The following is a 17,304-nucleotide window of genomic DNA, read 5'->3' on the forward strand; positions in this document are numbered from 1 at the left end:
ACCAATGCCAAGTTACTACTTTTACGGCAACGACGAGTTTGCGATCGAGCAAGCCGTTGATGCGCTCAAACAATCCCTTCAAGTTAGCGCTCTTAACTATTGTATCGTTCGCGGTGCAAAAGAAGATGAGTTAAGTCGGGCGTTGGAAGCTGCTTTGACTGCACCCTTTGAATCAGGCGATCGCTTCATTTGGCTAAAAAATTTCCCTACCATTGCCTCGAATCATTCCCTTTATTCTTTGCTGAAAACAGTTCTAGCCGCACCATTAAGAGCAACACACCTCGTCTTGAGCAATCCCGACGCTCCAACTCAGTTACTCAAACGATGCACCCAGATCCGCAAATTCGATCGCCTCCCACCCTGGAAAGTCGATGAGCTTCATCAATGGGTTCAAACCACAGCAACTCAATTCGGTCTAAGGCTTCGCTCAGATACGATTCAAGTTCTCCAGCAAGCAATCGGGAACGATCCTCACGCTTTGCATCATGCGCTCGAAAAGCTCGTTCTCTACAGCGATGGAGACAGCACCCAACTCACTCCGGCTGTCGTTGGAACCTTAATCACTTCAACGACAGCAACCGCCCTGGATCTCAGCCAAGCTCTGATTGAAGGCAACCAAGAGAAAGCCTTACGGTTAGTCACACAACTCATGAGCTTGAATGAACCTGTGCTAAAAATCATTCGCACATTAGCAAACCGCTTTCGACTTTGGCTATGTGTGCGATCGCTGATCGAAGCAGGAATCCAAGACAATGCTGAGATCGCTCGGATCGCCGAGATTCGGAATCCAAACCAAATTTACTTCCTTCGCCAATTGTTGAGGAATACAACCAGCGATCGCTTATGTCATCACCTCAATTTAATCTTGCAGACTGAGTTTGAAATCAAATCGAGTTCTAGCAATTCATCAGACTTGCTGCATTGGCTAATACTCAAAATCTACAACAATGCATAACTCCTCAAATACTATTAGAGACAAATTTAGAACTTTTTCACTAAAGCACTAACCCGCGAGTACAATAGCATTCAGCAAGTCGCTATATGAATCGCAAGGATAGTTTAATCATGGCAGTTTCAATTTTGACAGACAATACCAGAGCCAGCCTTGAGCAAGAACGATCGCGCTTGATCAGTGAGCGGGACCAAATCATTCAAGCGGCTGTTACAGAGGCAACTGCTGATCTTGATCGAACATTAGAGCAAATTAATCATCTATTGGGCAATGATGCGTCTGCTACTCCCGCAACTAACACAGAGACAACCGCCAAAGTAGCACCGAAACAAGCTGCGCGATCGACAAGTAAAGCAGATCCCAAAGTGAAGAAAGCGGCATCCAAAGTAAAGCCTACTGAACCTGAACCTAAAGTAACAAAGCCTACAACTGCTGCTCAACCTTTGTCGATGAAGAAAAGCTTCAACTCGATGACACCAACGCAGGCGGTTCAACAAATTGTGAAAGAAGCAGGTCAACCCGTCACGACAGATGAAGTAATTCAAGCGCTTTATCTGTCCGTTCAGGAAACAGATCTAACAACCGCTCGTAAAAGTGTTGGACTGATTCTAGGCAGAGGAACTTATCAAGGCATTTATGAGAAGGTGCAGGAAAATCCATCTCGTTATCAACTCAAAGCGTAGGGATTGAAGCTCTCCTACCTCATGAATGGTATACTCCATAACCTATTTCACCCGATTGGAGAGATGAAGTAGACTGGGAGGCATCCGACTCGGATGAGGGAGCAAATGATGACGTTTAAGATCAGTGACGGGAGCTTTGCTGTTGCCCACGGCACTCGCTTTCGTGAACTCTTAGAAATCGAAGAAGAAGTAAATTGTGACATCGGCGCTGGCTATGATGGCATTCACTTACGCGAATTTTTCACAGACCCTAAAGATTTCCAGCAAGTTCGTCAGTTCCAAGCGATCGTTCTAGCGGAATTCCAAGCTCTCCTAGAGGAATTGAATTTAGGGATTGGGAAAAACGCTGCTTTTGCCTGTGGGCGAAACCTAGTCATTGAACGGTTGATGAATCCGACTGCGGAGATTCAGGAAAAACTCTGGACGGTTTTGCAGGAAAAGAAAGTCGGTGCAGAAGCTTCTCAATCAGAAGAAATTAGAACGGAAATCAATGCAATTCTCAAGAACGCTCTGACTCAAGAAGACTGGACAAAAATTGCTGCTGCTGCTGCTGAATCGGTTCGCGATCAGGTGCTTGAGTATCGAGAAAGGGTGGCTAATGTTTCTTAGAAATTGTGTTTCTGAATATCTGTAGAGTAAGTTTCAACGATACGCTGAGAGCGTTAACTGGTTATGCCTCCTAGAAAACCTGCTCATCCAACGATTTATCAATTTAAAGTGACCCTTCGAGATATTAAACCTCCGATTTGGCGGCGGATTCAGGTGAGGAGTGAAACCACGTTGTGGAAATTGCATGACATTCTTCAGGTGACAATGGGTTGGTTTGATGGGCATCTTCATGTATTTGAGATCCAGGGGAGGCGGTATGGTCGTCCTAATCCTGAATTCGATTGGGATGCGGAAGATGCGTCGAAAGTAAAGTTAAGTCAAGTTGTCACTAGAGAGAAATTTAAGTTTCACTACATCTACGATATGGGTGATGGCTGGGAGCATGAAATTTTACTTGAGAAATTACTTCCTGCTGATCCAGAGACTCATTATCCTACATGCATTAAGGGGAAGCGAGCTTGTCCGCCAGAGGATTGCGGTGGGGCTTGGGGATATGCTGAACTTTTGGCGGTGATTCAAACACCGACACATCCAGAACATGAGTCGATGCTGGAATGGGTAGGCGGAGAATTTGACCCAGAAGAGTTTGATATCGATGGGATCAATGAGGCGCTAGAGCAGATTGGTTCGTAGCAAGAGTATCTACAAACTGTGCTGAAAATCACTCGGACACTGGTGAATCGTTTTCGACATTAGCTTTTGCGATCGCTCCTTTTGCCTTGCAAGGATATGAGCTTGACAAAACTCTTCTTTATTGTAGAGTATTTGTACTATAAAGAAAAATCGTCATGGCTTCACTTACAGCAGCACAGCAACGCTTAGTGAATTGGCTGGCGGGGCATTTTCGCCGTTTGGGGTATAGCCCAGTCATCCGAGACATCGCGGCAGGGTTAGGCTATACCTCTAATGCTCCAGTGCAGTCCCTGGTCAAGATTCTGGTACAGAAAGGAGTTCTGATTCAAGATGAACGCGCCGCTCGCACAATTCGGTTCACCGAAGAATGGCTACGGGAAAATGGGGAACAGTACGGGCTGATTACGCTTGGCTTCCAACTTCCAATCTTGGGAGCGATCGCGGCTCACAGCTTGGCAGAACTCTCTTCAGACGCACCCGTGGGATGGCTGGCTTTGACAGGAGATAGACCCGCAGGCAGCGAGGATTGGTTCGTACTAAGAGTTTGGGGAGATAGTATGGTGGGTGCGCTAATTGATCATAATGATCTGATTATCATGCGTCCTGCCTCCAACCCAGCCAGTATAAGAAATGGGGCGATTGTTGCAGCCAGAGTAGACACCCAAACTACCCTAAAGCATTTCTACCGCCAGGGAAGTAAAGTCATTCTGCAACCTGCCAATGCTGCTTATCCCTCCACATCTGTTGATGCTGATACTGTCGAGATTCAAGGGATCTATGTTGGACTTGTGCGAAAATTATGGGAGCAAAGTGAGCAATGAGTTTCAGCACTTGTAATGTTGATATCGATCTTCTTGACGAGGAGATGGAGAACGATCTCGAAGAGTTGGACTACTTGAACTATGACGATTGGATAAGCGAGTATTACTCTGAATGGGCTGATTTTTACCAGCAGGTGTCCGATGAAGAAGACGCACGACGGCACGATCGGATGCTGAGGAACTATGAGTTTCAGGCACGAGGCGGCTTTTTACCAGGAGATACAGTGATGGTAGAAGTCGAGCCAGGGTACTGGTCACGCAGTACTGTACTACTAGCAGGCACATCGACATTAGTTGTGAGTGTAGAGCAATCAACCACTGTTCAAGTCGTGGCTCAACTAAATGCTTGGTGGCTCGATTAGGGTCGTTGTAGCATCATTAATTTGAATAAAAACTTATCACAATTAATCGAACATCTGTACTAAATAGCGGTATACTTTATCTAGTTGATCCATGCTAGACAGCACAAAGCTTATAGAGAATAAAATTAAAGCAAAAAATTAATTCTGCATAGCAGTAGTGCGATGTGTTTCAGGATTTAGTCATGCTAATTCTCGACCAACCTTCGCGCATTCAAACTATTGCAGAGTCACAGACCGTTTCGACTTCAAGAACGCCCAAAGCACCAACTGGATTCACGATTCGTACGATCGAGCGAGATTTACGTTTGTTTTCCGAGGAGCGCATGTATTACGCGGAAATCAAAATCTGTGGCGGTGACTCGCGGGTGGCAGCGATCGATGTCGAAGATTTCGCGCCTCCCCAAGAAGTCTTGGCAGCCTGGAGAGCTTTAGGACGGAAAGTTCAGCCGCCGCAGATCAAAGTCTTTCAAGAACTAAAGCAAGCGATCGATGAACTGACCGAAGAACGCCGCAAAATCTATACCGAATGCACGATCGATCTTCTGCCATATCGGGCAATTCCGGGTTCTCGTTTTGGGCATTTTATCGATTGCTATGAGGTGCTTCAAGCCTTGAGTATCGAAAAGCTCAATCAGGTTCTATCAGCGTATCGAGCTTCAAAAGAGCGATGGTTGCGTGACGAGATTCAACCTATGATCGCAGCCGGACAGTTCTCGGATGAACTCACTCAGCGCCGACTTGAAGTATACGAACGACGTTATCCCAAAATTGAGAAAATTCAGCAGCGATTTGGCATTCAACTCAAAGGACCATTCCGCCTCGAAAGCTTTCAAGAAGCACTTCAGCGAGATGCAGAACTTCGACGATTAGAGCTTGAACGATCCCAGACACAGTTGATGCTGACACAAGCACAAGCTGAACAAGAAAAAACTGAAGCTGAAATCAGAGTGACACAAGCACAAGCTAATGCTGAGTTGAATGCATTGCAACAAGCTTATCAATACCAACAACAGCAGATTAGAACTGCGATTGACCAAAAGATCGTAGACCTGCGTGAACAAATTCTCAAACTATTAGTTCACAACCTGCGAAAGCTGTTGAACAAAGATTACTGTCCAGGAAAACTGCCTAAAGGTTTGAAACAACAGTTTCAGAGTTTGGCGGAAAGTGCTGTGGTGCTATCTCAGCATGATCAATCACTCGCGGAGGTACTCACCCATTTGAATCAGGTAAATTCGACTGCATCTAGCCAGCAATCTGAGCATGAAGTTCTGCGATCGCAAGCCTCATCTCTACTAGCTGATCTGGAAAAACAGCTTCAGATTCCTGACCTGGAGCGGCTTGAAGCTGATGACATTGATCGATCCGATTGGGTAATTTTCGAGTAACAACTGTACTGGAGGAACTATGAGTCACTTTGCAACGATTACAACACATCTCAGCGATCGAGAAGCCCTAATCGAAGGGCTGAAAAAGTTACTAGCCGAGAAGGACATCATTGCAGAGGTCGAAGTTCACGATCAGCCTGTCAAGCTCATCAGTGACTACGATCGACGCAACCAAGCCGAAGCCGAAATTATCATTCGTCGTCAACACCTTCATACTGCTCATCGTAAATCTCAGCTAGATGTTGGCTTTCGATGGGATGCAGGTCGAAACTGCTTTGTATTGATTGCAGATGCGTGGGATTTTAACCAGAATGCACTCGGTTTGGCTTTTCCTCGAACTCAGCAGCAGAGCCGAACGCTTCAGCCCGTTGAACATTTCAATCAGGAAGTGCAGTTCTATCACGATGAAGCAGTGATTCAACGCGACTATCCGGTACATCTCTGGAACCGTGAAGATGTAGTTCTCGATGATGGCTCGATCGAGACAACCCTCACACAGATTGTCTCAATCTCAAATGAAACTGTCAGTGCAGCTTGGTAAGCAATGGAGGTAACAATGTCTCAGATCAAAATTGTTCGCAAACGGGGGCAGGTAATGAAAGTGGAAGTCGTTGGGCATCAAGGCGAAAGCTGTACTCAACTGACAAAAGCACTCACACAACTGGGTGCGACCGAAGTTGAACTGAAGCCCGAATATCACGAACAGCCTGTTCAAATTCAAACTGATATCTCTCTCGGAGGTCTGTAATTTATGGCATTCGATGTCGCGCAACTGAAGCTCTATTTCAACGCCAAAATGTCTACGATCGCGATCGATACCCGAACTGCATCGGAACCAGATTTGATTCTGCGATCGCTGGTTACGGAATACGCAGCCCCAAAGAGCTTACAAGTTCTCCATTGGGATGCTTCACTGGGTGTAACTGGCTTAGAAATGCTGATCCCGCAGTACAAGGGCAAGCAGCTAACCGGAGTTTCAGCTACATCCAGCGTGAAAATCGCGACGAATCTGCACATGGTAGAATCCGTGTTGCGCTACATCGAATCTGCTTGCCAAACTCAGGGGAAGGATGAAACTGCTCAACAAGCTCGTCCAACTTTATTCATTTTGCGAGACATCTATCGCTATGTTGCTGCTAAAGATTCTAATCCAGCGTTTGTGAGACTAGCGGTGCGCGTGTTCAATTTGCTGAAGCGATCGCAGAACTCGTTGATTATTCTGCATGACGGTCTACGCACACCGCCAATCTTCCAGGATTTAGTTGTCGATATGCAAAACCCTCTGCCGACTGCAACCGAAGCGGAAGCAATCTTTGAGCATCGGTTGAAAGCTCTCCAGAGAAGTGCCAAGGCACAGGATTACACCTTTGAGGTCGCGTTATCCGTTGACGATCGCAAGCGACTGATCCGCGCTCTACTGGGGATGACACCCGAAGGTATGGATGACGCAATTCAACTGGTTGCGATCAAGCGCAGACGATTAGATGTGCAATCAATCGACGACATTCTCGAAATCAAAAAGCAGCAGTTCGCAGCACGAGGCATTCAGTACGCTAAGGCTCCGGATGTCCCAGTCAAAGGAATGCCAATGCTGCAAAGTTGGGCAACCACACAAGCTGCATTGCTAGAACCAGAGGCACAGGAAGCTTGGAACTTGCCATTTCCGAGAGGTGTTCTACTCGTTGGGTATGGCGGAACCGGAAAAACATTGGGGATTAAGTGCCTTGCGAAAGAATGGGGACTGCCGATTCTGAGTCTTGATACCAGCAAGTTAGTTCAGAAGGAACTAGGTGCATCTGAGGAAAACCTACGACAGACGATCGCAGCAGCCGAGGCAATGGCTCCATCGATTCTGTTCATTGACGAGATGGACAAGATGTTTGATGGCGGTAGCGGCAGCGAGTCGGACGGTGGCACAACGAAGCGGATGTTTGGTTATTTCCTGCAATGGTTTCAAGAACACACCTCTGCCGTTTTCGTTGCGGCAACGGCGAATCGTCCTTGGTGTTTCAAACCTGAACTGCTGCGACGATTTTCTGAGGTTTATCATGTGCCGCTTCCGAACCTAGCAGCCCGACGGGAAATTTTTCAAGCACAGATGGAACGCTACAAACTCCTTAATCCAGGAGCCAATCTCGACGATCCGGCTGTCCAAGCATTGATCGAACCGTTAGCCCGACATACCGAACGATACACAGGTAGCGAAATTCATGACATCGTGTTTGCCTGCGCCGCTCAAGCTTACGCCCAACGCCGACCGGGACAAGTCACTCTCGAAGATTTACACATACAAATCGAGCGCAAGCCGCCGCGATCGCAAGGTGACGCGGAAGAAATTGGGGCACTTGATCGTTGGGCGAAAAATGGACAAGCGTTATGCGTCGCGCCAGAAATCGATGAACAAGTTGAAAGCGATCGAGCGATCGTGTGGGAAGAAAACTAGGAGGTTACCGTGTGTATTTGTGTGAATTGTCAATTTGTCGATCGCTGCACCACCTATCACCAAGTCGAAGCAAATCACCGAGAGTTACACCGAACTCAGACCCCTGATTTTCAGCCACGCCGACCTCAAATTAAAGTCTATCGGCAAACGCAACAGATGGGATTCGACGTCGTGAACTGCGGCAGCTTTCAAGAAAAAATTTCAAACGTTTGAGGAAATTCGTCATGGCTTCCGATCAATCTCCAGATCTCTCTAGTGCGATCGCTTCCGTTCACCTGATCTGCGTGGACGGTCGCGGCAATCACAACAAATTTTGGCAGGGCTACGTCCTCCCGGATGGAACACTGTACGCCAAATACGGACGAGTCAATTATCGAGGGCAAACCCACGCTTACTCGTGCGGGAGTGTGGCAAAGGCACAAACTAAGCTACAGCAGCTATTACGAGAAAAACGGGCGAAGGGATATACGGAGGTAGAACTCGATTGCGCCACAAATCAAACGCTGAATTTTGCCGTATTAGGCGATCAAGCATCGGAAATTGAAGCGCAAATTCGTCAAATTGAAGCCGATGCTGCGATCGTTCATAAACATACCAGCATTCGTTTCGATCCCAAAAAGGGACAGTACCGCACCGAACTGGGCATCATCACACTTCAAACACTCGACTGCGCCCAAACCGCGCTGAACCAAGTTATAAACGCTCAAGGGTCACGAGATCGAAGTTTGTTAATTCCAGCGATCGAAGCTTACCTGCGGTTGATTCCATTGCCCATCGGTATGTCGTTGAACCCAGAGGCGTTATTGGGAAATTACGCACAAATCCAACATCAGCGAATGGCTCTCCAAACTTTGAAACGGGGAATCGATCGCATTGCTCAAATCCGCACTCAAATTCAACAAGTCATTCAAAGCGATCAGTACATGGTTCAAGCTGAACGATCGTTCTGGATCACCTGGGGCGAAGAGATTTCTCAAGTGCAAACAGAACTCGATGACACACGCTCAGATTGCGTCTCTTGGGAATGAGTCAAAACCCTAAGCAATTCTAGGAATTGTGGTTGGTAGGTCACTAAAAGGAACTTTAACCGCTTCTGCAAATGCCTGCCACTGATGGATCGACAGCGATGGAGTGACCTGATCTTTCTCCCATTTACGAACCGTAGACGATGAAATCCCAATCATGACTGCCAACTGTTCCTGTGACAATCCAGCGTCTTCTCTCATCTGTCTGATCCAGTGTCCGGTTGTTATCATGACCCACTCAAATCTGTAAAACTCCACCAAGATTGCTCATGCTGGGTTCTGAGACCATCTCATGATTATCCATCGTTTTCTCATTTTCTGCCAAATACTCTCTTAGAGAAAATTCTTGAAGATGGGATTTGGCACTTCTTCACAAATCTACAGGCGCTTCCGGCATGATCCACCTTGGGCTGATCAGATCTACTGTCACAATGTAGCGATGGATCAGAACGGGTTGTTTGACCTGTATTTAGGCACGATATACTGACCCGCGATAACCACACATTAGACTAACACGCTGAAATCTTCCGTTGAGATGAAGTCTTATTAAAGTCCCAAATGAGACTAATTAGAGATCGATCAAGGGGGAATTGATGGAAATTGTAGAGCGTTACATCACATCCAAAACAGGACAGAGCGAGAATTGCGAGGATGCCATTTACAGTAATGATCATTTTGCGTGTGTTGTGGATGGTGCAACTAGCAAATCGAGTTGGAGCTTTCCTTTAGGAAGAACTGCGGGTTGGTGGGCAGCCTCAATCTTAATTTCTGTCGTTGAAAATTTAGCCGTAGAAACAACACTTGAGCAATTTATCGAGGTTGCAACTCAGGAAATTGCTGAGTTCTACAAGCAGCATCAACTAACTGAACGAGTTTCCCAATTTCCCAAAGATCGCTTAACGGCTTCGATCGCAATCTTTAGCCGATTTCATTATCAAGTCTGGATGATTGGCGATTGTCAATGTTTAGTAGCTAACGAAAAACATACAAATCCTAAGCGTATCGATCGACTGCTTTCAGAAGTGCGAGCTTTCTATCTGTTCTCTGAATTGCTATCAGGAAAAACGATCGGTGATTTGACTGAGCAAGATACTGGGAGAAGCTTTATCTTGCCTCTACTAGAAAGGCAAGCATTGTTTCAAAATGCTGATATTCCATACGGTTACAGTGTTTTAGATGGGTTTCCTGTTGCGCTAAAAGGCGTTAAACAAATCCAAGTTAGTAAGGATGTGACGCATCTAGTTCTAGCTTCGGATGGCTATCCTGATCTAGCTTCGTCGCTTCAAGAATCTGAAGAGAGATTACAAGAAGCAATCGCAAGAGATCCGCTTTGCATGACTTTGAATAAATCTACAAAGGGAGTTGGTTGCAGTAATCCGTTTTTTGACGATAGAGCCTATCTGAAAATCAGGTTGTGATCCCTTGAGTAAGGGGAACTGTTACTTCTTGGTCGATCGCTGATCTATATTTTTCAACTTTAGCGATCCGACTTCGGCTGCAATGGCAAAATTTGATTTGCTTCCAGAATGACCACCTTTCCGTCTTTCCAAACCGCGATCGATTCTCCTAACCGACGATGCCGCTCAATTGCTTGCGCGATCGCAGCCCTCACCCCTTCCAGAATTTTCTCCTGGTTCGTATTGAAATCGTTTTCAGTCATCTGTCACTCCGTTGATTTGACTCCATGTATTCTGATCGTAGATGATGAGAGGCTCATTGAGCGGTTTCCTTGCAATCAGTCGAGACTCTTGGGCAGAGTTATCTAGAATGAGGCAGCCATCACATAGAGGCAAATACAACTCGATTAAATTTCGCCGCCCTCGCTCATATCGCCTCCGAATCACCTCTTCTGGAATTGAATGCCCTCCACTCGCAACTCGTCTGGCAACTCGCGCCACTGCTAATTCCACACTCGGAAGCCAGAAATATAGCAGCGCGATCGTATAGTCTCTGGCTTTGCATGACCTCAAAAATGGGGCAAACGTTCGAGCCGCTAGCGTTGTTTCAAAAGCAAAATCAGAACCCGCTTCAGCTAGCTCATTTAATCGCTCTAGCATTAAGCGCCCTGCTTGAATTGCCATCGAGTCAGGATTCAGTGGTGATAAGCCTGATGCAATTGCGTCTGCATTCACAAACTCAATCACTCCTAAAGTCGGCAAGATGCTAAGTGCTGAGGTCGTTTTCCCAGAACCATTTGCTCCACCGATGACATACACCACGGGCATAGATTAGCACTCCCAACGATTAACTCTCAGCTTACTCTTGAAGCAGGCTGCTAAGTCTACTTCAGATCCATGTCTTGATCTAACTCTTCAACCTCCGCAGCAACGGTTTCAAGTTGGTACTGCAAGTCCTCGATCGAAGGCAACTTCTCTTTGAATTCTTCAGGCAGTGTCGCGGTGGTGCGATAAGTCGAAACGCTGATCGGCTGAGACATTCCTTTCAGTGAATACTCAACGATCGACTTCTTCTTCGATCGACAGAGAATGATCCCGATCGTTGGATTGTCGTGAGGTCGGCGCAACTTGTCATCAATGACGTTGACATAGAAGTTAATTTGTCCTGAATATTCTGGCTTGAAATCGGTTGTTTTCAATTCAATCACGACAAAACAACTCAACCCCAAATGGTAAAAGAGCATGTCTACAAAAAACTCATCCCCATCTACCTCAAGACGATATTGGCTACCGACAAAGGCAAACCCAACACCAAGCTCAAGCAGGAATTTTTGCATCCGTTCGAGTAGGGCACGCTCTAAGTCCCGTTCCAAGGCTTTTTCATGCAGTTCAAGAAAATCGAGGTTATATTCTGACTTCAGCAGACTTTGAGCGAGATCAGATTGTGGAGCAGGCAATACTTCCTGAAAGTTGGTAATCGCGCTTCCTTGGCGGCTGTAGAGATCGGTACTAATTTGGTGAATCAGAACATTGCGGCTCCAACTATTCTCGATCGTTTTTTGAATGTACCAGCTCCGCTGTTCTGGGTCTTTCACCTTGTCCAGAATGACGCAGTTATGCTTCCACGGAATTTGTCCACCAAGCTGGTGGACAATCTGCTCATCCGGGTAAGCCTCAGCAAATGCCCTCATATAGGTCAGATTAGTTCGTGAAAACCCGCTCATGTTAGGAAACTCTAGACGCAGATCCTGCGCCAATCGTTCGATCACTTTTGTTCCCCACCCTTCTTGCTGCTGCCGTTGCAGGATCTCTCGTCCGATCTGCCAGTAAAGCAATACTAATTCTTGGTTAACTGCCAGCGCCGCTTTCACCTGAGTCGCCCGAATTCGCTCCTTCAGATTGCGGAAAAATTCATCGTAATTATCAGGGAAAAGCGAAGTTTGCTTGGACATATCGACTGTTTTGTGCTGCTGGATTAAATCAAGCGAAACGGCTTAACTCGCGGAGTTTCCGAAGCATATCAGAACCCACGCTCTAACCGTCTACAATTTTGCCTCCACCGCAAATGGCAAGGCAAGCTGCTGAAATACACCGTTGTCTTTGGATTCGCCTAAATTTGAAATCGAAATTCCTAACAGTCTTACCTTGCGATCGTGCAGTTCTGCGATCGGGAGTAGCGCCTGCGCCAATTCCAAAATCCTCTCTGTTGCTGTGATCGGCATTAGTTCGGTGCGACTGCGTGTGATCTGCTCATAGCTCGCAAACTTCACCTTGAGCGTTACGGTCCGTCCACTGGTCCGTTTGCTCCTCAATCGATTTCCCACAGTCTGAGCGATCAATTCAAGCGCCTGCCTCATAGCCTCAATTTCGTCCAAATCTTTCTCAAAGGTGGTTTCTGCACCGACCGATTTAAGCACACGATTGGGCTGCACAGGTCGATCATCCTCGGCTCTCGCAATCCGAAAATAAAAACGTCCTATCTTGCCGAACTGTTGCACCAAGTCCGTTTCCGACCATTGCTTCAGTTCTGCGCCTGTTTTGATCCCAAGTTGGTGCATTTTGGCAGCCGTGACCTGCCCGATGCCGTGAAATTTTTCAATTGGGAGCTGTTCAACAAAGGCGATCGCGTCATTCGGCGCAATTAAGTACGACCCATTTGGCTTGTTCATTCCCGATGCCATTTTCGCCAAAAACTTGTTGATTGAAATCCCTGCGGAAGCCGTTAACCCAATCTCCTGGTAAATCTGCTGCCGAATCTCATTGGCGATCCAAGTCGCAGAGGGAATGCCTAGCTTATTCTCGGTCACGTCTAGATAGGCTTCATCTAGCGCCAACGGCTCAACGAGGTCTGTGTAGCGATGAAAGATGGCTCGAATCTGCTGAGAAACCTGCCGATACACGTCGAATCGCGGTGACACAAAAACGACGTGGGGGCAGCGGTGGAGTGCAGTTCGAGCGGGCATTGCGGAATGAATGCCAAACTTTCTGGCTTCGTAGCTGGCAGCCGCGACAGCACCGCGTTTATCGGGAGAGCCGCCCACAACGATCGGCTTGCCTCGGTAAGCTGGGTTATCCCGTTGCTCAACCGCCGCAAAAAACGCATCCATGTCTACATGAATAATTTTCCGCAGTTCACCCATGACTAGAATAGTACGAAATAACTATTAACTTATCATCTCCGGTTGAATTTAATTCAGCTTTTTCGCGTACACTCCGTGGAGCAAAGCTGTCGCGTCTCAAGGGGCGAGACAGTTAAGTGTTCTGAGACATTTGATTTTCAAACACCTGAATTCCAGGTTGTTCCAGGACAAATCCTACATCCGTCAATTCGCCCATCCGTCCCGTTATGACTGCTGTCCAGTTGTGATACTGTGCGGTCGCTTCGACGAAATTCTTCCAAATCCGGGGACGCACCGTGACAGTCACGGACACGCTTCGCGTGAGCCAAAGGCAACGATGCGCCCACATCGATCGCGAATTCCTGCCAACCGTTCTCTACTTCAACCGGAACGGGCAATTCTGTAATTTTGAGCGTAATCGGATCAAGTGTGCCGCGAGTCAGAACCATGAGTGAATGCCATACGATTCGCCGTTCATTCTAATCTTGAGTTGTGCGAGCGGCGTAGGCAGCTAATCGATCAACTAACCCTGGTGCGATGAGCTTTGCCCAAGGAATGGCTTTGCCTTTTACGGTCATGATGTGATCTCGCTTGCGGTGTTCCATTGCGCTCACAATTTGTCGCACACAGTCCTCGATCGACATCGTGCCCTGATCCTCATTTCGCGGACTTTGCCCTAAAGCTTGTCCGTTTCCGCCTAAAGCTCGATCGCGAATATCAGTCGCGACAAACCCTGGAGAAACCACCAGAACATCGACCCCACTCCCCTGTAATTCAATCCGTAGTGTGTCAAAGAAGCCTTGGATTGCGTGTTTACTCGCGACATACCCAGTGCGGGTCGGAACCGCTGTTTTGCCACACAGCGAGGAGATAGCAACCAAAAGCCCTCGGCGGCGTTTGAGATAAGGTAGTGCGTAATGAGTGCAGTAAACAGCACCGAGATAATTCACCTGCATCACTTGTTCAAACACAGAGAGATCGGTTACTTGGTCAAATCGGCTCAACATTGTGATGCCAGCATTATTAACCAGGCAATCGATCTGCCCGAAGGTTGCGATCGCAAGCGCGATCGCATTCTCGATTAACTGCTTACAAGCTTCAGGCTGCGTCACATCGGTAGGAACAGCGTTGCCTTCGGCTCACGCGAAGCGTGTCCGCTCTTCCACTTTGCTTTGCACACAACGCCGCCGTTTCTTCCAGAGCAGCTTGACTCCGGGCTGCTAGGACTAGATTTGCGCCTTGTTGAGCCAGGGCAATTGCGAGTCTTTTGCCAATCCCCGCCGATGCACCCGTCAGAATGATTGTCTTGTTCTCAAACGTCATGGTTTGCGTCCTAGAATCGTGCGATGGCGAGGATCACTCGCAACGGTTACGAGTTGTTCAAAGCCAACCGACTGCATCGCGGCTTCAACATCAAAGGTGTAGTAATCATCCGACCAAGGCTCTGTGCTTTTCATCAGAGTGAATAGTACGGGTGGAAGATTCTGAATGACTGGGGACTGGGGATTGTTATCAACGATCGCCAGATGACCACCCGGACGGAGTAGCCGGAACGCTTCTTGGAAGATGGCGATCGCAGCTTGACGCGGCAATTCATGAATCACAAACTGAAGCGTGACCAGATCAAAGGAGCGATCCGGTAGCCCTGTCGCTTCGGCGTTGGCATGAGTCCATTGACTAATTTCGCCGTTCGTATCTCGGTGACAGGCGACTGTCAACATATAGGGCGACAGATCTAGCCCAATGGTACGAACCGGACGATTATGCTGGCTTTGGTAGAACCGATGTAATGCCAACGTGGAGATCCCGATCGAGCAACCAACATCGAGAATGTCTTGCACAGGCTGATGGATGTGTTCGGCAAGCACCTGGTGAAAACTCCCGCGCAGTCGCTCTTGTGCCGCCTGCCAAGTTAAGGGTTCATCTTTCCAGACTCGCAGTGCCATCGCATGAGTCGCTGATTCTGCTTCAAAGGCAGCTTCCCAGCATAAATTTCCGCGATCGTAGGCATGGAAGGGCACTTGGTAATAATCGGGATAGCGAATCGATTCGTTTGTCACCTGAGATGCCTGCTGCTCAATGCCAGCGGCAACGAATTCCTCAACTCGTTTGCGCCAAGGGATGCCATTCTTCTCCGCCGTTTTGATTAAAACTTGTCGCGCTTGTTGTTTCATCACCGCGTAAATGGGTGGTGTGTGAATCAGAACATTGACACAACGGGAAAGAAAATCATCGCCTGCCCAAGCGGGTTTGCTCTGGAGAGTCATCGCAGTACCACCGTAATATCCATTCTTATTTAACCGCAAATGTTTGCGCCGCAATGACTTCCTGTTGCACTCAGTTTCACCGCTTTTCAGCATCTTGCATCAACCATCGCTCTCGTTAAACTAAAGACAGTGTTTTATCTGCCTCCCGTGACTTTATCGAATGGTTGTTGATACTCCTCGATCGCTCAATGGTCCCCCTAAAACTTCAGTTTGGCAGCGTCGTCTATGGGGACTGCGATTTTTGTTTCGTCCGCTCGAAACGGTTGAAGCGCGTCGTCAAGCTTACGGCGATGATTATCGTGTCTCTCAGCCTGGTGCTACCCCGGCAATGGTCTACTTCAGCAGCCCCGAAGCACTTGAAGGGGTTTTCACAGCAAAACCAGAGCAATTGAGTGCTGGACGTGGCAATCAACTGCTTCAACTGCTACTAGGAGAGCATGGCATTGTCCTGCTTGAAGGCGGAGCGCATCAGCGCCAGCGTCAACTGCTGATGCCTCCGTTTCATGGCGAACGCGAAGCGCGCTGCAAGCAACGAATGCGCTCCTACGGTGATGTAATTCGAGCCGTTACCCGCCAAGTTACGAATGATTGGGAAATTGGTACTACGTTCCGAGTGCGTCAGATCGTGCAATCGATTTCCCTCCAGGTCATTTTGAAAGCGGTGTTTGGACTGGAGGATGGGTCGCGGTATGAGGAGATGCGGCAGCGACTGACTCAAATGCTCGATCGCTTTGGTTCTCCGATCGGGGCGATGCTGTTGTTTTATCCATTCTTACGGCAAGATTGGGGAGCTTGGAGTCCTTGGGGACGATTTATCCGCCTACGGCAGCAAGTGGATGATTTGCTCTACGCAGAAATAGCGGCTCGTCGCGATCACCCTGATCCCAATCGAACCGACATCTTGGCGCTTTTGCTGGCGGCACGAGATAGCGACGGGCAATCGTTGAGCGACATCGAACTGCGAGACGAATTGATTACGCTCCTGTTTGCTGGGCACGAAACGACTGCCTCCGCCTTGACTTGGGCATTGTATTGGATTGCTGCACTACCACAGGTGCGAACTAAACTTCTAGCAGAATTTGCCACCCTCGATCGCAATCCAGATCCGACTACGATCGCACGACTACCCTACATCACAGCGGTTTGTCAGGAAACGCTCAGACTCTATCCGATCGCGATGAGTGCATTTCCACGGATTGTCAAACAATCGATCGAGATTGCGGGTTACGCGCTCGAACCTGGCACAGTGATCATGCCTTCTATCTATCTCGCGCATCATCGCGAAGCAGTCTATCCGAACCCGAAGCAATTCCACCCGGATCGGTTTCTGGAGCGGCAGTTTTCACCGTATGAGTATTTGCCATTTGGTGGGGGAGATCGCCGATGTATTGGAGCTGCCTTCGCTTTGTTTGAGATGAAGCTGGCGCTGTTTGAGTTGTTGTCTAACTGGGAGTTGACGCTTGTGAATGCCAGACCGATTCAGCCTGTTCGTCGAGGTGTAACGATCGCACCTTCTGAATCCTTCAAATTGCAAGTTACGGGAAAACGATGACCAGCCCGAATGTGACGGACGGAATGCCAAACAATGATCACGAATGCAGAATG

The 17,304-nt window shown here is 47.9% G+C and carries 23 protein-coding genes; 14 read left to right on the forward strand and 9 right to left on the reverse strand.

Annotated features, from left to right (window positions below; translation table 11 throughout):
- Window positions 1-4: 4 nt before the first annotated feature.
- The 12 genes from holA (at window position 5) to ACQ4M5_RS13280 (ending at window position 8,919) form a co-directional block, all read left to right on the forward strand.
- Entirely contained in the window at window positions 5-955 is a 951-nt protein-coding gene (holA, locus tag ACQ4M5_RS13225; RefSeq protein ID WP_430676092.1) for a DNA polymerase III subunit delta, read from the forward strand.
- A 110-nt stretch (window positions 956-1,065) separates the two neighbouring features.
- Window positions 1,066-1,635 (forward strand): hypothetical protein, encoded by a 570-nt coding sequence (locus tag ACQ4M5_RS13230; protein ID WP_430676093.1) that lies wholly within the window; start codon window positions 1,066-1,068, stop codon window positions 1,633-1,635.
- Between the two features lie 105 nt (window positions 1,636-1,740).
- Window positions 1,741-2,244, forward strand: a complete 504-nt coding sequence (locus ACQ4M5_RS13235; RefSeq protein ID WP_430676094.1) for a hypothetical protein — start codon at window positions 1,741-1,743, stop codon at window positions 2,242-2,244.
- A gap of 63 nt (window positions 2,245-2,307) precedes the next feature.
- Window positions 2,308-2,877, forward strand: coding sequence for a plasmid pRiA4b ORF-3 family protein (locus ACQ4M5_RS13240; RefSeq protein WP_430676095.1), 570 nt, complete (start codon window positions 2,308-2,310; stop codon window positions 2,875-2,877).
- Between the two features lie 155 nt (window positions 2,878-3,032).
- Window positions 3,033-3,698 (forward strand): transcriptional repressor LexA, encoded by a 666-nt coding sequence (gene lexA / locus ACQ4M5_RS13245; RefSeq protein ID WP_430676096.1) that lies wholly within the window; start codon window positions 3,033-3,035, stop codon window positions 3,696-3,698.
- Window positions 3,695-4,060, forward strand: coding sequence for a hypothetical protein (locus ACQ4M5_RS13250; RefSeq protein ID WP_430676097.1), 366 nt, complete (start codon window positions 3,695-3,697; stop codon window positions 4,058-4,060). Before lexA ends, ACQ4M5_RS13250 begins: the two co-directional genes overlap by 4 nt.
- A 182-nt stretch (window positions 4,061-4,242) precedes the next feature.
- Window positions 4,243-5,448, forward strand: a complete 1,206-nt coding sequence (locus ACQ4M5_RS13255) for a hypothetical protein (protein WP_430676098.1) — start codon at window positions 4,243-4,245, stop codon at window positions 5,446-5,448.
- A gap of 19 nt (window positions 5,449-5,467) precedes the next feature.
- A complete protein-coding gene (locus ACQ4M5_RS13260; protein ID WP_430676099.1) occupies window positions 5,468-5,989 on the forward strand; it encodes a hypothetical protein in 522 nt (173 codons plus the stop codon).
- A 15-nt stretch (window positions 5,990-6,004) separates the two neighbouring features.
- The gene (locus tag ACQ4M5_RS13265; protein WP_430676100.1) at window positions 6,005-6,196 is read left to right on the forward strand and encodes a DUF2997 domain-containing protein; all 192 of its coding nucleotides are present in this window, start codon (window positions 6,005-6,007) and stop codon (window positions 6,194-6,196) included.
- Window positions 6,197-6,199: 3 nt separating this feature from the next.
- Complete coding sequence (locus tag ACQ4M5_RS13270; RefSeq protein WP_430676101.1) at window positions 6,200-7,891, forward strand: AAA family ATPase; 1,692 nt, start codon at window positions 6,200-6,202, stop codon at window positions 7,889-7,891.
- A gap of 21 nt (window positions 7,892-7,912) precedes the next feature.
- Window positions 7,913-8,104 carry a Ycf34 family protein gene (locus ACQ4M5_RS13275; protein ID WP_430676102.1) on the forward strand — a complete coding sequence of 64 codons (192 nt, stop codon included), beginning with the start codon at window positions 7,913-7,915 and terminating at the stop codon, window positions 8,102-8,104.
- Between the two features lie 11 nt (window positions 8,105-8,115).
- Complete coding sequence (locus ACQ4M5_RS13280) at window positions 8,116-8,919, forward strand: WGR domain-containing protein (protein ID WP_430676103.1); 804 nt, start codon at window positions 8,116-8,118, stop codon at window positions 8,917-8,919.
- 9 nt (window positions 8,920-8,928) lie between these two features.
- Here ACQ4M5_RS13280 and ACQ4M5_RS13285 read toward each other — a convergent pair whose 3' ends face one another.
- On the reverse strand, window positions 8,929-9,117 hold the full coding sequence (locus ACQ4M5_RS13285) for a helix-turn-helix domain-containing protein (RefSeq protein ID WP_430676104.1): 189 nt from the start codon (window positions 9,115-9,117) through the stop codon (window positions 8,929-8,931).
- Between the two features lie 392 nt (window positions 9,118-9,509).
- On the opposite strand from ACQ4M5_RS13285, the gene ACQ4M5_RS13290 reads away from it, so the two are divergent.
- On the forward strand, window positions 9,510-10,334 hold the full coding sequence (locus tag ACQ4M5_RS13290) for a protein phosphatase 2C domain-containing protein (protein ID WP_430676105.1): 825 nt from the start codon (window positions 9,510-9,512) through the stop codon (window positions 10,332-10,334).
- A gap of 59 nt (window positions 10,335-10,393) precedes the next feature.
- On the opposite strand, the gene ACQ4M5_RS13295 is transcribed toward ACQ4M5_RS13290, so the two are convergent.
- From ACQ4M5_RS13295 to ACQ4M5_RS13330, 8 genes are all read right to left on the reverse strand, one after another.
- Entirely contained in the window at window positions 10,394-10,576 is a 183-nt protein-coding gene (locus tag ACQ4M5_RS13295) for a hypothetical protein (RefSeq protein WP_430676106.1), read from the reverse strand.
- Window positions 10,569-11,141 carry an AAA family ATPase gene (locus ACQ4M5_RS13300; protein ID WP_430676107.1) on the reverse strand — a complete coding sequence of 191 codons (573 nt, stop codon included), beginning with the start codon at window positions 11,139-11,141 and terminating at the stop codon, window positions 10,569-10,571. The genes ACQ4M5_RS13295 and ACQ4M5_RS13300 overlap by 8 nt, the downstream gene beginning before the upstream one ends.
- A 56-nt stretch (window positions 11,142-11,197) precedes the next feature.
- The gene (locus ACQ4M5_RS13305; protein WP_430676108.1) at window positions 11,198-12,265 is read right to left on the reverse strand and encodes a PDDEXK nuclease domain-containing protein; all 1,068 of its coding nucleotides are present in this window, start codon (window positions 12,263-12,265) and stop codon (window positions 11,198-11,200) included.
- Between the two features lie 90 nt (window positions 12,266-12,355).
- Window positions 12,356-13,453 carry a DNA polymerase IV gene (dinB, locus tag ACQ4M5_RS13310; protein ID WP_430676109.1) on the reverse strand — a complete coding sequence of 366 codons (1,098 nt, stop codon included), beginning with the start codon at window positions 13,451-13,453 and terminating at the stop codon, window positions 12,356-12,358.
- A 137-nt stretch (window positions 13,454-13,590) separates the two neighbouring features.
- Window positions 13,591-13,881, reverse strand: coding sequence for a hypothetical protein (locus ACQ4M5_RS13315; protein ID WP_430676110.1), 291 nt, complete (start codon window positions 13,879-13,881; stop codon window positions 13,591-13,593).
- A gap of 30 nt (window positions 13,882-13,911) precedes the next feature.
- Window positions 13,912-14,544 carry an SDR family oxidoreductase gene (locus ACQ4M5_RS13320; protein WP_430676111.1) on the reverse strand — a complete coding sequence of 211 codons (633 nt, stop codon included), beginning with the start codon at window positions 14,542-14,544 and terminating at the stop codon, window positions 13,912-13,914.
- Entirely contained in the window at window positions 14,531-14,755 is a 225-nt protein-coding gene (locus tag ACQ4M5_RS13325; RefSeq protein WP_430676112.1) for an SDR family NAD(P)-dependent oxidoreductase, read from the reverse strand. The genes ACQ4M5_RS13320 and ACQ4M5_RS13325 overlap by 14 nt, the downstream gene beginning before the upstream one ends.
- Window positions 14,752-15,699: a class I SAM-dependent methyltransferase gene (locus ACQ4M5_RS13330; RefSeq protein ID WP_430676113.1), complete on the reverse strand. Its 948-nt coding sequence runs from the start codon at window positions 15,697-15,699 to the stop codon at window positions 14,752-14,754. The genes ACQ4M5_RS13325 and ACQ4M5_RS13330 overlap by 4 nt, the downstream gene beginning before the upstream one ends.
- Before the next feature lie 160 nt (window positions 15,700-15,859).
- Between ACQ4M5_RS13330 and ACQ4M5_RS13335 the strand changes: the two genes are divergently transcribed.
- Window positions 15,860-17,251 carry a cytochrome P450 gene (locus ACQ4M5_RS13335; RefSeq protein ID WP_430676114.1) on the forward strand — a complete coding sequence of 464 codons (1,392 nt, stop codon included), beginning with the start codon at window positions 15,860-15,862 and terminating at the stop codon, window positions 17,249-17,251.
- Window positions 17,252-17,304 lie beyond the last annotated feature (53 nt).

It is taken from the genome of Leptolyngbya sp. AN10 (genome assembly GCF_050565645.1).
GTDB lineage: Bacteria > Cyanobacteriota > Cyanobacteriia > Leptolyngbyales > Leptolyngbyaceae > Leptolyngbya.

What these genes read in the sequence shown, in the direction of transcription:
- ACQ4M5_RS13285 (WP_430676104.1), bottom strand. Translation starts at nt 9,117, where the DNA reads ATGAGAGAAGACGCTGGATTGTCACAGGAACAGTTGGCAGTCATGATT.
- dinB (WP_430676109.1), bottom strand. Translation starts at nt 13,453, where the DNA reads ATGGGTGAACTGCGGAAAATTATTCATGTAGACATGGATGCGTTTTTT.
- ACQ4M5_RS13335 (WP_430676114.1), top strand. Translation starts at nt 15,860, where the DNA reads ATGGTTGTTGATACTCCTCGATCGCTCAATGGTCCCCCTAAAACTTCA.
- ACQ4M5_RS13280 (WP_430676103.1), top strand. Translation starts at nt 8,116, where the DNA reads ATGGCTTCCGATCAATCTCCAGATCTCTCTAGTGCGATCGCTTCCGTT.
- ACQ4M5_RS13265 (WP_430676100.1), top strand. Translation starts at nt 6,005, where the DNA reads ATGTCTCAGATCAAAATTGTTCGCAAACGGGGGCAGGTAATGAAAGTG.
- ACQ4M5_RS13240 (WP_430676095.1), top strand. Translation starts at nt 2,308, where the DNA reads ATGCCTCCTAGAAAACCTGCTCATCCAACGATTTATCAATTTAAAGTG.
- ACQ4M5_RS13300 (WP_430676107.1), bottom strand. Translation starts at nt 11,141, where the DNA reads ATGCCCGTGGTGTATGTCATCGGTGGAGCAAATGGTTCTGGGAAAACG.
- ACQ4M5_RS13325 (WP_430676112.1), bottom strand. Translation starts at nt 14,755, where the DNA reads ATGACGTTTGAGAACAAGACAATCATTCTGACGGGTGCATCGGCGGGG.
- ACQ4M5_RS13330 (WP_430676113.1), bottom strand. Translation starts at nt 15,699, where the DNA reads ATGACTCTCCAGAGCAAACCCGCTTGGGCAGGCGATGATTTTCTTTCC.
- ACQ4M5_RS13230 (WP_430676093.1), top strand. Translation starts at nt 1,066, where the DNA reads ATGGCAGTTTCAATTTTGACAGACAATACCAGAGCCAGCCTTGAGCAA.
- ACQ4M5_RS13290 (WP_430676105.1), top strand. Translation starts at nt 9,510, where the DNA reads ATGGAAATTGTAGAGCGTTACATCACATCCAAAACAGGACAGAGCGAG.
- ACQ4M5_RS13295 (WP_430676106.1), bottom strand. Translation starts at nt 10,576, where the DNA reads ATGACTGAAAACGATTTCAATACGAACCAGGAGAAAATTCTGGAAGGG.
- ACQ4M5_RS13235 (WP_430676094.1), top strand. Translation starts at nt 1,741, where the DNA reads ATGATGACGTTTAAGATCAGTGACGGGAGCTTTGCTGTTGCCCACGGC.
- holA (WP_430676092.1), top strand. Translation starts at nt 5, where the DNA reads ATGCCAAGTTACTACTTTTACGGCAACGACGAGTTTGCGATCGAGCAA.
- ACQ4M5_RS13255 (WP_430676098.1), top strand. Translation starts at nt 4,243, where the DNA reads ATGCTAATTCTCGACCAACCTTCGCGCATTCAAACTATTGCAGAGTCA.
- ACQ4M5_RS13250 (WP_430676097.1), top strand. Translation starts at nt 3,695, where the DNA reads ATGAGTTTCAGCACTTGTAATGTTGATATCGATCTTCTTGACGAGGAG.
- lexA (WP_430676096.1), top strand. Translation starts at nt 3,033, where the DNA reads ATGGCTTCACTTACAGCAGCACAGCAACGCTTAGTGAATTGGCTGGCG.
- ACQ4M5_RS13270 (WP_430676101.1), top strand. Translation starts at nt 6,200, where the DNA reads ATGGCATTCGATGTCGCGCAACTGAAGCTCTATTTCAACGCCAAAATG.
- ACQ4M5_RS13315 (WP_430676110.1), bottom strand. Translation starts at nt 13,881, where the DNA reads ATGGTTCTGACTCGCGGCACACTTGATCCGATTACGCTCAAAATTACA.
- ACQ4M5_RS13305 (WP_430676108.1), bottom strand. Translation starts at nt 12,265, where the DNA reads ATGTCCAAGCAAACTTCGCTTTTCCCTGATAATTACGATGAATTTTTC.
- ACQ4M5_RS13260 (WP_430676099.1), top strand. Translation starts at nt 5,468, where the DNA reads ATGAGTCACTTTGCAACGATTACAACACATCTCAGCGATCGAGAAGCC.